The sequence below is a fragment of the Capillimicrobium parvum genome, assembly GCF_021172045.1.
Lineage (GTDB): Bacteria > Actinomycetota > Thermoleophilia > Solirubrobacterales > Solirubrobacteraceae > Capillimicrobium > Capillimicrobium parvum.
Window position 1 is genome coordinate 1,501,074 of the sequence record NZ_CP087164.1, and the last position, 12,932, is coordinate 1,514,005.

At 72.7% G+C, this 12,932-nt stretch carries 13 protein-coding genes; 11 read left to right on the plus strand and 2 right to left on the minus strand.

Features of this window, described 5'->3' with window-relative positions; translation table 11 throughout:
• Positions 1-65: 65 nt before the first annotated feature.
• From DSM104329_RS07385 to DSM104329_RS07405, 5 genes are all read left to right on the plus strand, one after another.
• On the plus strand, positions 66-1,814 hold the full coding sequence (locus tag DSM104329_RS07385; RefSeq protein ID WP_259314757.1) for a methyl-accepting chemotaxis protein: 1,749 nt from the start codon (positions 66-68) through the stop codon (positions 1,812-1,814).
• A gap of 73 nt (positions 1,815-1,887) precedes the next feature.
• Positions 1,888-2,868, plus strand: coding sequence for a quinolinate synthase NadA (gene nadA, locus DSM104329_RS07390; RefSeq protein ID WP_259314758.1), 981 nt, complete (start codon positions 1,888-1,890; stop codon positions 2,866-2,868).
• Positions 2,865-3,818 carry a pyridoxal-phosphate dependent enzyme gene (locus DSM104329_RS07395; RefSeq protein ID WP_407655899.1) on the plus strand — a complete coding sequence of 318 codons (954 nt, stop codon included), beginning with the start codon at positions 2,865-2,867 and terminating at the stop codon, positions 3,816-3,818. The genes nadA and DSM104329_RS07395 overlap by 4 nt, the downstream gene beginning before the upstream one ends.
• Before the next feature lie 12 nt (positions 3,819-3,830).
• Positions 3,831-4,511, plus strand: a complete 681-nt coding sequence (locus DSM104329_RS07400; protein ID WP_259314759.1) for an ABC transporter ATP-binding protein — start codon at positions 3,831-3,833, stop codon at positions 4,509-4,511.
• Positions 4,502-5,278, plus strand: coding sequence for an ABC transporter permease (locus tag DSM104329_RS07405; protein ID WP_259314760.1), 777 nt, complete (start codon positions 4,502-4,504; stop codon positions 5,276-5,278). The genes DSM104329_RS07400 and DSM104329_RS07405 overlap by 10 nt, the downstream gene beginning before the upstream one ends.
• On the opposite strand, the gene DSM104329_RS07410 is transcribed toward DSM104329_RS07405, so the two are convergent.
• Complete coding sequence (locus tag DSM104329_RS07410) at positions 5,279-5,674, minus strand: hypothetical protein (RefSeq protein ID WP_259314761.1); 396 nt, start codon at positions 5,672-5,674, stop codon at positions 5,279-5,281.
• 47 nt (positions 5,675-5,721) lie between these two features.
• Positions 5,722-6,993, minus strand: a complete 1,272-nt coding sequence (locus tag DSM104329_RS07415) for a M16 family metallopeptidase (RefSeq protein ID WP_259314762.1) — start codon at positions 6,991-6,993, stop codon at positions 5,722-5,724.
• A gap of 46 nt (positions 6,994-7,039) precedes the next feature.
• On the opposite strand from DSM104329_RS07415, the gene DSM104329_RS07420 reads away from it, so the two are divergent.
• The 6 genes from DSM104329_RS07420 to smpB all read left to right on the plus strand — a co-directional run bounded on the left by DSM104329_RS07420 (position 7,040) and on the right by smpB (position 12,775).
• Entirely contained in the window at positions 7,040-7,555 is a 516-nt protein-coding gene (locus tag DSM104329_RS07420) for a hypothetical protein (protein ID WP_259314763.1), read from the plus strand.
• Between the two features lie 72 nt (positions 7,556-7,627).
• Complete coding sequence (gene ftsE / locus DSM104329_RS07425; protein ID WP_259314764.1) at positions 7,628-8,428, plus strand: cell division ATP-binding protein FtsE; 801 nt, start codon at positions 7,628-7,630, stop codon at positions 8,426-8,428.
• The gene (gene ftsX / locus DSM104329_RS07430; protein WP_259314765.1) at positions 8,425-9,321 is read left to right on the plus strand and encodes a permease-like cell division protein FtsX; all 897 of its coding nucleotides are present in this window, start codon (positions 8,425-8,427) and stop codon (positions 9,319-9,321) included. The genes ftsE and ftsX overlap by 4 nt, the downstream gene beginning before the upstream one ends.
• 48 nt (positions 9,322-9,369) lie before the next feature.
• Entirely contained in the window at positions 9,370-10,566 is a 1,197-nt protein-coding gene (locus DSM104329_RS07435) for a S41 family peptidase (RefSeq protein WP_259314766.1), read from the plus strand.
• Positions 10,563-12,293, plus strand: coding sequence for a ribonuclease R family protein (locus DSM104329_RS07440; protein WP_259314767.1), 1,731 nt, complete (start codon positions 10,563-10,565; stop codon positions 12,291-12,293). Before DSM104329_RS07435 ends, DSM104329_RS07440 begins: the two co-directional genes overlap by 4 nt.
• On the plus strand, positions 12,290-12,775 hold the full coding sequence (gene smpB, locus DSM104329_RS07445; protein WP_407655900.1) for an SsrA-binding protein SmpB: 486 nt from the start codon (positions 12,290-12,292) through the stop codon (positions 12,773-12,775). The genes DSM104329_RS07440 and smpB overlap by 4 nt, the downstream gene beginning before the upstream one ends.
• Positions 12,776-12,932 lie beyond the last annotated feature (157 nt).

The following is a 12,932-nucleotide window of genomic DNA, read 5'->3' on the forward strand; positions in this document are numbered from 1 at the left end:
TCAACTCGGCCCGTGCGCGGCCGACCAACCGGGTGTCGAACGTCAACCAGCGCAAGGAAGCGCCCATGCCTCGTCTGTCGATCCGCGCCAAGCTCTTCGGGGGCTACGCGGTCATCATCGCCGTGATGGCGATCCTCACCGTCATCTCGGTGAACCATCTGTCCGGGAGCGCCGACCGCACCCGGACGGTCGCGACCGACACGTTGCCCGCGACGAGGATCGTCGCCAGCCTGCGCGGCGCGCAGGCCGAGTACCGGATGATGGAGTACGCGCTCATCCTCAACGCGTCGAACCCGAGGGTCGTCAAGCAGATCCAGCCGATCCTCAGGGCGAACAAGGCGACCCTCGACGGCCTGGTGGGCGAGTACGCGAAGTACGCCGCGACCCCGCGTGACAAGGAGTTCCTGAGCCGGTTCCGTGCCGGCCTGGCGACGTACCTGCAGCGCTCCGCCCCTGCCGCCGGCCTGGCCGCCGACGGGGACCTGCAGGGCGCCATCGGGGTCATGGAGAGCCAGGCCGAGGACGGCGCGGTGACCGCGCTGCTGGCGAACCAGGCGCTGCTCGGCAAGTGGGAGAGGTACCGCGAGCAGTTCGCCGACCAGCAGCAGGCGGCCGACCACTCCGCCACGACGTCGGCGGAGCGCGAGATCCTCATCCTGCTCGGCGTCGCGATCCTGCTCGCCGCCGCCCTCGCGTTCCTCATCGGCCGCGGCATCGGCCGCAGCGTCAAGGACATCCTCTCGACGCTGCGCCAGCTGCGCGACCACTGCACGGTGATGCTGCGAGGCGGCGTGCAGGCGGTCGCCGAGGGCGACCTGACCCGTCAGGTGGAGATGACCACGCCGCCGATCGAGCGCATCGCCAAGGACGAGCTCGGCGACGTCGCCCGGGCCGTCAACGAGATCCGCGAGAACATCGCGGCCTCGGTGGACGCCTACAACGACACCCGAAGCGGGCTGTCGCGCATGATCGGCGAGGTCCAGAGCACCGCCAACGCGGTCGCCGGCACCTCCCACGAGGTCGCCCAGACCTCCGAGGAGGCCGGCCGGGCGGTCAACGAGATCGCCACGGCCGTCGGTGAGGTCGCCAAGGGCGCCGAGGACCAGGTCCGCATGGTGGACGCCGCCCGGACCTCGGCCGAGGAGACCAGCCGCGCCGCCGACGAGGCCCGCACGGTCGCCGAGGAGGGCGCCGGGGCCGCGGCCCAGGCCACCGAGGCCATGGGCGCCGTCCGCGAGTCGACCGTCGAGGTCACCCAGGCGATCCGCGCCCTCGCCGCCAAGAGCGACGAGATCGGCGGCATCGTCGCGACGATCACCGGCATCTCGGAGCAGACGAACCTGCTCGCGCTGAACGCCGCGATCGAGGCGGCCCGCGCCGGCGAGTCCGGCCGCGGCTTCGCCGTCGTCGCCGAGGAGGTCCGCAAGCTGGCCGAGGAGTCCCAGCAGGCGGCCGCGGCGATCGGCCAGCTCATCGAGCAGGTCCAGTCCGAGACGGATCGCGCCGTGCACGTCGTCGAGGCGGGCGCGCAGCGCTCCGACGAGGGCGCCGCGGTCGTCGAGCAGGCGCGGGCCTCGTTCGAGCGCATCGCCGAGGCGGTCCGCGACATGGGCGGGCGCATCGGCGACATCGCGACCGCCACGACCGAGGTCGCCTCGGTCGCCGAGCAGTCGTCGGCCTCGACGCAGCAGGTGTCGGCGTCGACCCAGGAGACCTCGGCCTCGACGCAGCAGATCGCCGCGTCGGCGCAACAGCTGTCGCGCAGCGCCGAGGAGCTCGAGCGGATGGTGGCGCGCTTCACCATCGCCGCGTAGCACCCGCCGGATCGGGACGAGGGCCTCCTTTACCTAGAATGGGAGGCCCTCCCCGATTTCCCGGAGATCCCCCGTGAGCCTCCTGTCGCTCGAGAACATCCCCGCCCTGCAGGACGAGGTCCGCGCCCTGGCCGCCGAGCGCGACGCCGTGATCCTCGCCCACAACTACCAGGTGCCCGAGGTCCAGGACGTCGCGCACTACGTCGGCGACTCGCTCGGCCTCTCCCAGCACGCGGCGAAGGCGCCGGAGTCGGTCATCGCCTTCTGCGGCGTGCACTTCATGGCCGAGACGGCCTCGATCCTCTGTCCCGACAAGACGGTCCTGATCCCGGACCTCGACGCCGGCTGCTCCCTCGCCGACTCCATCACGCCCGAGCAGCTGACCGCCTGGCAGGCCAAGCACCCCGGCGCGGTCACCGTCATGTACGTCAACACGACCGCCGAGATCAAGGCGCTCACCGACTACTGCGTGACCTCGTCGAACGCCGTGAAGGTCGTCGAGCACATCCTGCGCGAGCACGGGGCGGACACCGAGATCCTCTTCGGGCCCGACATGTTCCTCGGCGCCTACGTCGAGAAGCAGGTCGGCCGGCCGATGCACGTGTGGGACGGCGAGTGCCACGTCCACGCCGGCATCCGCCCGTCGGACATCGCCGAGGTGCGCGCCGCCCATCCCGGCGCCGACTTCCTCATCCACCCCGAGTGCGGCTGCTCGACGTCGGTGATGGAGTACGTGGCCGCCGGCGACGTCGACTCCGAGGGCGTGCACATGCTCTCGACCGGCGGGATGCTGAAGTACGCCGCGGAGCACAAGGGCAGCGGCAGCACGGCGATCATGGCGACCGAGATCGGCATGCTGCACCCGCTCCAGATGGCCGCACCCGACGTGGACTTCATCGCCGCCAACGAGCGCGCCAGCTGCAAGTTCATGAAGATGATCACGCTCAGCGGCCTGCGCGACGCGCTGCGCGACCTCAAGTACGAGGTCAAGGTCGCTCCGGAGATCGCCGAGCGCGCGCGGCTGCCGATCGAGCGCATGGTGGCGATCAGCTGATCTCGCTCGACGACGTCCGCCGGGCGGCGCGGCGCCTGGACGGCGTCGCGCACCGCACGCCGGCGGTGCGCTCGCGCACGCTCGACGAGCGCGTGGGGGCGCGGGTGGTGCTCAAGGCCGAGAACCTGCAGCGCGTCGGCGCGTTCAAGTTCCGGGGCGCCTACAACGCGGTGGCGGCGATGGACCCGAAGCAGCGGGCCCGGGGCGTGGTCACCGCGTCGTCGGGCAACCACGCGCAGGCGCTCGCGCTCGCTGCGCGGCTCCACGACGTTCCGGCGCTGATCCTCATGCCCGGGGATGCGCCCGGGTCGAAGGTGCAGGCCACGATCGGCTACGGCGCGGAGATCGTGCCGTTCGACCGCTACGCCGAGGACCGCGAGGAGCTGCTGGCCGCTCTTGCCGCCGAACGCGGGATGACGCCCGTTCACCCCTACGACGACGACCGCGTCATGGCCGGCCAGGGCACGGCGGCGCTCGAGCTCATCGAGGACGCCGGCCCGCTCGACGCCCTGCTCGTATGCATCGGCGGGGGCGGGCTGATCGCCGGGTGCGCGACCGCGGCCAAGGGCCTCGACGACGGGACTCGCGTGGTCGGCGTCGAGCCGGAGGCCGGCGACGACGTGCGCCGGTCGCTCGCTGCCGGCGACCGCGTGCGGATCGCGGTCCCCGACACGATCGCCGACGGCCAGCAGATCCCGGTCCCGGGCGAGCGCACCTGGCCGGTGATCCGCGAGCGGGTGGACGCGGTCGCCGTCGCCTCGGACGCCGAGATCGTGGCGGCGATGCGCTTCCTCTTCGAGCGCTGCAAGCTCGTCGTGGAGCCGAGCGGCGCCTGCGCGCTCGCCGCGCTGCTCGCCGGGCGCGTCGAGCTCGACGGGGCGCAGCGCATCGGCGTGACGCTGTCGGGCGGCAACGTCGACGCCGCCCGTTTCGCGCGCCTGCTCAGCTGAGAAGCTCTGCCCGTGGTGCTGAGCCTCGAGCACGTCGACCTGGAGCGCGGCGGTCGCGCGGTGCTCCGCGACGTGACGATCTCCGCGGCCGCCGGCTCGATCACCGCGCTGCTCGGGCCGTCGGGCGCCGGCAAGTCCAGCGTCCTGCGCTGCCTCGTGCGCCTGGAGGAGCCGCACGCGGGCCGCGTGCTCGTCGACGGCGCGGACGTGCGCAGCCTCGATCCCTGTGGCCTGCGCCGGCGCGTCGGCCTCGTCGCCCAGGCGCCGGTGATGCTCCCGGGCGACGTGCGCGCCAACCTCACGTACGCCGCCGAGGACCTCTCCGAGGCCCAGGTGCGCGCCGCGCTCGACCAGGCCGAGCTCGCCCAGGCGTTCCTCGCCCGTCCCGCGGCCGAGCTCTCCGGCGGCGAGCGCGCGCGGGTGGCGATCGCCCGGGCGCTCGTCCGCGGCCCGGAGGCGCTGCTCTTCGACGAGCCCACGGCCGCGCTGGACCCGGCTCGCGCCGCCGCCATCGCCGAGCTGATCCGCCGGCTCGCGGCGGTGGGGCTGACCATCGTCGTCACCGCACACGACGTCGCGCTCGTCCAGCGGCTCGCCGATCGCGCCGTCCTGCTCGTCGACGGCGCGGTGGTCAGCGCCGGGGCGCCCGCCGAGGTCGTCGCCGGGTGGGAGGCCGAGCCCGCGTGGCGCTAGCCGTCAGCCAGGCCGCCGTCAGCCAGATCGCCGTGGCCGTCGGCCTCGTGCTCGCCGCGATCGCCCTCTCCGCGGCCACCCGCATGGGCCTCGAGCGCGAGCTCGGGATCGTCGCGCTGCGGTCGATCGTGCAGCTCACCGCCGTCGGCCTGCTCGTCACGCTGGTCTTCAAGCACATCGGGCTGGCCGCCGCGTTCATCGTCGTCATGCTCGGCGCCGCGAGCGTCACCTCGGCACGGCGGGTGCGGGGCGTCCGGCGGCCGGTGCTCGTGTCCGCGGTGGCGATCGGGGCGCCCGCGCTCACCGCGCTGGGGCTGCTGCTGGCCGCCGGGGCGTTTCCCGCCACCCCGCGCGGGATCATCCCGGTCGCCGGGATCCTGATCGGCGGCGCGATGGCCGCCGTCTCGCTCGCCGGCCGGCGGCTGCTCGAGGAGCTCCAGGACCGCATCGACGAGATCGAGGCGCGCCTCGCCCTGGGCGCGCCCGCGCGCACCGCGCTGTTCCCGGCCGTCCGGCGGGCGGTCGGCACGGCGCTCGTGCCGGTCATGGACCAGACCCGGAACGTCGGGCTCGTCACCTTGCCGGGAACGTTCGTCGGCCTCGTCCTCGGAGGCGCCTCGCCGGGGGAGGCCGCCCGCGTCCAGCTGACCGTGCTGCTCTCGCTGCTGGCCGTCGAGCTCGCCGCCGCGCTGCTGCTCGCGCGGCTGGTGACCGCGGCGGCCGTCGCGCCCGGCGAGCGCGTGATCGCCCCGCGCGCGCCCGGCTGATCACGCCGAGGGCTGGGCCTTCGATCCGAGCCCCGCCTCGCCCGGCGGCGGTGGCGGGGCCAGCAGGTCGATTCCGTTCTCCACCGCCCGCTGCACCCGCTTGAGCGTCTGCTCCTTGCGGGCCATCTCCTCCGGCGTGTAGCAGTGGACGTCGGCGTAATCGCCCATCTCGGACGCGTCCCAGAGGTTGCCGGCGACGTAGACGCGCTCGAGCCACGGCGTGCCCGCGAAGCCCTCCGAGACGAGCACGATCACGTATTCCGGCCCGCGCTCGCGCTGAAGGCCGAGGCCGCGCTCGTCATCGACCCGCGCGCCCCCGAGGTAGGCCCGCTCGATCGGCCAGCGGTCTCCCACGCGGGCCAGATAGCGCTCGAGCTCGCGGTGGTTGATCGCCATCCCGCCGCCCATCCTGCCATCGCCCGCGGCGTCACGCCAACGCGGGACTACGCGAACTCGCCTGCCTCGTGCGGCCCGACACAGGCGACGGCCAGCCGCTGGGGATCGATCGCGGCCGCGACCTCGCGCACCTCGTCGAAGGTCACGGCGTCCAGGGCGGCGATCGCCGCGTCGGGGTCGATGTCCTCGTCGAAGACGATCCGCTGCGTGGCGGCGTAGCGGGCCACGGCGTTCGTGTTCTCGAAGGCGAGGACCCGGCGGCCGGCCGCATAGGCCTGGGCGCGGGCCACCTCGTCCTCCGTCGGCCCGTCGTCGTGCAGCTCGGCCACGATCTCGCGCATTCGCGTGTAGGCCTCGATGCACTTGCTCGAGTCGAGGCCCGCGCCGAGCTGCAGGACCGGCGCATCCGCGAACGAGTGGTCGATCGACCAGACCGAGTAGCACAGCCCGCGCTGCTCGCGGATCTCGTCGAACAGCCGCGAGCCCATCGAGCCGCCCAGCAGCGTCGAGTAGATCGCCAGCGCCGCGCGCTGGCGCACGTCGCCCACGTCGACCTGCGGCGCGTACATCATCCGCAGGTGCGACTGGTTCGTGTCGCGCTGCTCGACGGCCCGCTCGGTCTTCAGCGTGGGGGCGGGGTCGTAGCCCTCCGGCGCGGGGAGGTCGGGGAAGCGGCCGAGCAGCTCGCCCACCGCACCCGACCCGCTGTCGTGTGGGCCCACGGGGACGTGCTCGACGTTGCCGACGATGAACGCGCCGCCGCGGCGACCGGACCAGCGCCGCTCGCGGAAGCCGACGATCGCGTCGCGCGTGAACGTCCGCAGGTGATCCTCGGGCCCGAGCACGGGCCGCCCCAGCGGGTGCTCGCCGAACGCGGTGCGGTCGATCAGGTACTCGGCGACGGTCGAGGGCTGGTCGAAGGAGCGGTTGATCTCCTGGATGACGACGCCGCGCTCGCGGTCGAGCTCCTCGGCGTCGATGCGGGGGCGCCCGACGAAGTCGGTGAGCAGGTCGAGCGCCTCCATCGTGCGCTCGGCGCGGCAGGTGATGTGGAAGGCGACGAGGTCGTGCGACGTGTAGGCGTTGAGCATCGCGCCCATCCGCTCCGCCGTCTCGTTGACCTTGCGGTAGTCGTCGAAGAGCTCGCCGCCCTTGAAGACGAGGTGCTCGAGGAAGTGCGCCGCGCCGTTCTCCTCCGTGCGCTCGGTGCGCGCGCCCGCGTCGAAGGCCACGAGGATGGTCGTCGACCGCGTGCCGGGCAGCCCCACCCGATACAGCGGCAGGCCGTTGGGGAGCTCTTCCTGGGTGATCTGCGCCATGCGGCTCAGGGTACGCTGCCGGCGCCGCGCCCCGAGGAGAGCCGCCGTGCCCCGCCGTCCCGTCGCCGTCGCCATCGCCGCCCTGGTCGTCACGCTGGGATGTTCGGCGTCCGCGCCGGCCGCGGCGCGCGACCTCGAGTCGCTCGTCTTCATCGACGGCGTCAGCGGCCTCGGCTCGGCCCCGACCGCCGCGCAGGCGGGCGCCTCGCTGGACCAGCTCGCGACGAGCTCGCCGTTCCTCGACCTGACCGGCCTCGGCCTGCCCTGGTCGGCCGGCGTGTTCAACGCGGTCGGCTCCACGACCACGCTGCTGGCCCCCGACGAGCCGTCGATCCTGCAGGCCTGGCCGCTGCTGCCCGCCAACCTCAAGGCGCCGGTCGCCGCCACGAACCTGGCCGGCTACGGCTACGCCCTCGACGTCAAGACCGGCCCGCCGAGCCTCGCGCTCGTCCAGTCGCACATCGGCCGCCTGGCCGACAGCGGCGACCTGCGCCTGCCGATCCTCCCGGGCCGCAACGCGTTCCTGCAGACCGTCGTCCCGTTCCTGAGGAAACTGCGCTGAGGTGCAAGGCGGATTGCGTGCACGGCGTCCTGCACGTGAGCGCGGGGGCGGGTCCTACCTTGTGCGCTCCTCATGGCCGCAACCGAACAGCCAGCACGCACCATCGCGCCCCCGCCGCGGGCGCCCCGGACCCCCGCCGTCATCGAGCTGCGCAACGTCACGAAGCGCTACGACAGCGGCGACATCGGTCTCGACGACGTCACCCTGACGATCAACCGCGGGGAGTTCGTCTTCATCGTCGGGCAGTCCGGCTCGGGCAAGTCGACGCTCATGCGCCTGCTCATCAAGGAGCTCGACATCACCGACGGGCGCCTGCGCGTCGCCGGCAAGGACCTGTCGGAGCTCGGGCGCCGCAAGGTGCCGTACTACCGCCGCAACATCGGCATGGTCTTCCAGGACTTCAAGCTGCTGCCCAACCGCACGGTCCACGACAACGTCGCCTACGCGATCCAGGTGACGGGCGGCCGGCGCAAGGAGATCCGCCAGAAGGTGCCGGACATCCTGCGCCTGACGGGCCTTGCGACGAAGCTGCACAACATGCCCGACCAGCTGTCGGGCGGCGAGCAGCAGCGCGTGGCGATCGCGCGCGCGTTCGTCAACCACCCGCCGCTGCTGCTGGCCGACGAGCCGACCGGCAACCTCGATCCCGAGACGTCCATCGGGATCATGCAGCTGCTGTACCGGATCAACCGCACCGGCACCACGGTGGTCGTCGCCACGCACGACGTGACGATGGTCGACCGCATGCGCCGCCGCGTGATCGAGCTGCAGCGCGGCCGCGTCATCCGCGACCAGGCCGCCGCGCGCTACAGCGGCAACGAGCCGAACACCGCCGAGCTCGGCGCGATCCTCCAGGAGCACCTCGAGACGTGAAGCTCGGGTTCTTCTTCAAGGAGTCGGTGCGGTCGATGCGCCGCAACCCGATTCCGTCCTTCGCCGCGATGGCGTCGGTGCTCGTGACGCTCCTCGTCCTCGGCGTGTTCATCCCCGTCGTCCAGGCGACCACGGGCGCCGCCAACGAGGTGCGCTCGAAGGTCCTGCTCGACGTGTACCTCACCACGGGGGCCACGGACGCCCAGGTGCAGCGCGTGCGCCAGTTGCTCATCGACCGCACCGACCACGTCAAGTCGGTCCAGTACGTCTCCAAGGAGCAGGCGTACAAGGAGCAGAAGAAGCGCAACCCCGAGGCCTACGAGCTGCTGGGGTCCAACCCGCTGCCCGACACGTTCCGCGTCACGCCCGACAAGCCCGAGAACGTCGAGGCGATCCGCAACGCCCTGTCGCCCCAGACCCCGGGCGGCGGCCGCACCGTCATCGACCCGGCGATCGACGAGGTCAAGAACCGCAAGGACGAGACGGACAAGATCCTCTCGGCCACGAAGGTCGTCAAGCTCGCCATGGCCTTGCTGTGCGGCCTGCTGATCATCGCCTCGGCGCTGCTGGTCTCCAACACCATCCGCCTGTCGCTGTTCTCGCGCCGGCGGGAGGTCGAGGTCATGAAGCTCGTCGGCGCCACCGACTGGTTCATCCGCTGGCCGTTCGTCATCGAGGGCGTGATCCTCGGCTCGATCGGCGGGGTGCTCGCGATCCTCCTGCTGCTCGTCGGCAAGGTCGCCTTCGTCGATCCCCTCGCGTCGGACTTCGCGCTGATCTCGGCGCCCCAGACGCTGGCACTGCCGGTGCTCGCGCTGCTGCTGATGCTCGCGGCGGTGGGCGTGTCCGCGCTCGGCTCGGGCCTCTCGCTGCGCCGTTTCTTGAAGGTCTAGACAGCCCGGCTTGAGCCGGCTGTTACAGGGTGCGCGTAACCTGACCGGGTGCGTCGCCCGCTGCTGTACGTCCTGCCCGCGCTCGCCGGGCTGGTGCTCCTCGCGCTCGGCATCTGGCTGGGCGGTCACCCCGACCGCCTTCCGGACCCGGTCCGCGACGCGCTCGTCCGCGACCAGAAGGCGCAGCTGTTCGACGAGGCGCTCGACGACGTCGCGGGCAAGTACTACCGCAAGGTCGATGAGAGCAGGCTGACCGACGACGCCATCGCGGGCATGGTGGCCAAGCTCAACGACCGCTACTCGCACTACTTCACGCCGAAGGACTACAGCCAGTACGTCCACTCCTCCAACGCGCAGTTCGTCGGCGTCGGCATCACGGTGACCGAGGACGACAAGGGGCTCAAGGTCGCGCACGTCTACGACGGCTCGCCCGCCCAGCGCGCGGGCGTCAAGCCGGGCGACCTGATCGTCGAGGCCGCCGGCCAGGACCTCGCCGGGCTCTCGTCGAAGCAGTCCAGCGCGCGCATCCGCGGTCCCGAGGGGACGAAGGTCAAGCTCGCCCTCGTGCGCGACGGCCGGCGGATCACCCGCGACGTCGAGCGGGCCGTCGTCTCCGTCCCGGTCGTCGCATCGCGGATGCGCAGGACCGCGGACGGCACGAAGGTCGCGCAGGTCGCCCTGTCGACGTTCAGCCGCGGCGCGCACGGCGAGCTGCGCCAGGAGATCGACAAGCGCCTCAAGCAGGGCGCGAAGGGCATCCTGCTCGACCTGCGCCACAACGGCGGTGGCCTCCTCGACGAGGCGCGGCTCGTCTCGTCGATCTTCGTGCCCGACGGCAAGATCGTCACGATCCGCGGGCGCAACCAGCCGACGAAGACGCTCGACGCGGTCGGCGGGGCGATCTCGACGAAGATCCCGGTCGCCGTCCTGGTCGACGGCGACACGGCCTCGGCCGCCGAGATCGTGTCCGGCGCGATCCAGGATCACCACCGCGGCGAGGTGGTCGGCACGCGCACGTTCGGCAAGGGCGTCTTCCAGGAGGTCATGCGCCTGTCCAACGGCGGCGCGCTCGATCTGACGGTCGGCGAGTACTTCCTGCCGAGCGGGCGCAACCTCGGTGGGGGTGGAGTCAAGCGCGGGCGGGGTATCCAGCCTGATGTGAAGGCCCCCGACAACCCGAAGACGAAGCCGGACGAGACGGTCGACGCGGGCGTGAAGGTCCTCGCGGGGCAGCTCGGGCAGTGAGCGGCGGGCCGGCCGGCCTCGTCGGCGAGCTGGTCAAGCGCGGTCGCTACCTCACGGTGGCGCCGTTCTTCGCGCCGGGGCGCGGCGTCCCGGTGGAGTCCTCCCGAGAGGCGCGGGTCGGCGATCTCGTGCTCGTGCGGCCGGGGCGCGGCCCGAAGCAGCGGGCGAAGGTGCTGCGGGTCCTCGGACGCCCGGACAACGCGCGGGCGCTCATCGAGGCGTTCATGCTCGACCGGGGCCTGCCGCGCCGGTTCGATCCGGCCGTCGAGCGGGCGGCCCGGGAGGCCCGCGACGCGGGCGGCGAGGCCGGCGCCTCCCGGCGCGACCTGCGCGACCTGACGACGTTCACGATCGACCCGGTCACGGCGAAGGACTTCGACGACGCCATCTCGGCCGACGGCAGCCGGATCTGGGTGCACATCGCCGACGTCGGCGCGTTCGTGCGGCCCGGCTCGCTCGTCGACCGCGAGGCCGCCCGGCGCGGCACGTCGGTCTATGTGCCGGGCGCGGTCGAGCCGATGCTCCCCGAGGCGCTGTCCAACGACGCGTGCTCGCTGCGCCCGAACCAGGACCGCCTGGCGGTGACGGTCGAGATGGACTTCGACGGCGCGCGCGTGACGCGCGCGGCGTTCTACCGCTCGGTGATCCGCTCCGACGAGCGGCTCGACTACGACCGCGTGGACCGCGTCTTCGCGGGCGCCGAGCCCTGGGCGCAGCCGTGGGGCGAGCCGCTGCGCGCGGCGCGGGCGGTCGCGGCGGCGCTGCAGGCGGCGCGCGAGCGCCACGGCGCCCTGGCGGTCGAGAGCGCCGAGCCGGACTTCGCGTTCGACCCGCGCGGCAACGTCACGGGCGCGGAACGCAGCGTGCAGACCGAGTCGCACCGGCTCATCGAGCATCTGATGATCGCCGCCAACGAGCAGGTCGCGACGCTGCTCGAGCAGCGCCACGTGCCCGCGCTCTACCGCGTCCACGAGCGTCCGGAGCCGCTGCGCGTGCAGCGCCTGGTCGACCAGCTGGCGTCGCTGAGCGTCCCGACGCCGCCGGTGCCCGAGCCCATGTCGCCCTCGCAGGCGGCGGAGATCGTCGCCGAGTGCTCGCACCGCGTCGACGAGCACGTCCGGCGGGTCGGCCACGGCCGTCAGGGGCTCACGTCGCTCGTCCTGCGCGCGCTCAAGCAGGCGTACTACTCACCGCGCAACCTGGGCCACGCCGGCCTCAGCTCCGCCGCGTACTGCCACTTCACGTCGCCGATCCGCCGCTACCCGGACCTCGTCTGCCATCGCGCGCTGCTGAGCGCCGTCGGCGGCGGGGAGGAGGCGCCGAACGCGTCGAAGCTGCCGTCGGTGGCGGAGTGGTCGTCGGCGCGCGAGCGCGACGCGATGGACGTCGAGCGCACCGCCGACGACATCGCGCGCTGCCTGCTGCTCGAGCGCGAGCTCTTCGAGAACGGCTTCGACCGCGAGTTCGCCGGCGAGGTGACCGGGGTGATCGGCGCGGGCGCGTTCGTGGCGTTCGGCGACGGCTACGAGGGCATGCTGCCGGTCCGGCGGCTGCGGGGCGACTGGTGGGAGCTCAACGAGCCGGGCACGATCCTCGAGGGGACGCGGTCGGGCGGGTCTCTCCGTGTGGGCGACGAGGTGGCGGTGCGCGTCGAGCGCGTCGACTCGCCGCGGGGTCGGGTCGACCTCGGGCCCCTGGAGGACGAGTTCGGCTCGGCTACGGTCTGAGTATGGCCAAGGGCGGCAAGAAGAAGGCGGCGCCGGGCGACGTCGCGAGCAACCGGCAGGCGAGCTTCCGGTTCGAGTTCCTCGACAAGGTCGAGGCGGGGATGGTGCTGCTCGGCACCGAGGTCAAGGCCCTGCGCACGACGGGCGCCCAGCTGAAGGACGGCTACGCCGCGATCCACGACGGCGAGCTGTGGCTGCACAACGTCCACATCCCGCCGTACGCGCCGGCCTCGCGCGACAACCACGATCCCGAGCGCGCGCGCAAGCTGCTCGTCAGCCGGCGTGAGCTCGACCGGCTCGGCGGGCGCATCCAGGAAAAGGGCCTGACGCTCGTGCCGACGCGGGTGTACTTCCGCGGCCCGTTCGCGAAGGTGGAGATCGCGCTCGCGCGCGGCAAGGACCGCTTCGACAAGCGAGAGTCGATCCGCGAGCGCGAGACGAAGCGCGACATGCAGCGCGCATTGCGCGAAGCCAACCGCTGAACCGCCCATTCTGCGGTAAATGCGATATCGCACTTGACGCGGGGTCGTTCGGGGGCGTACCTTCTCCGCAGACGCGGATACCGAGCCGCGACAAGAGCGAGGCCACCGGGATGGAAGGCCGCGCCACCTGAGCCGGGCGCCGTCCGACAGGGCGATT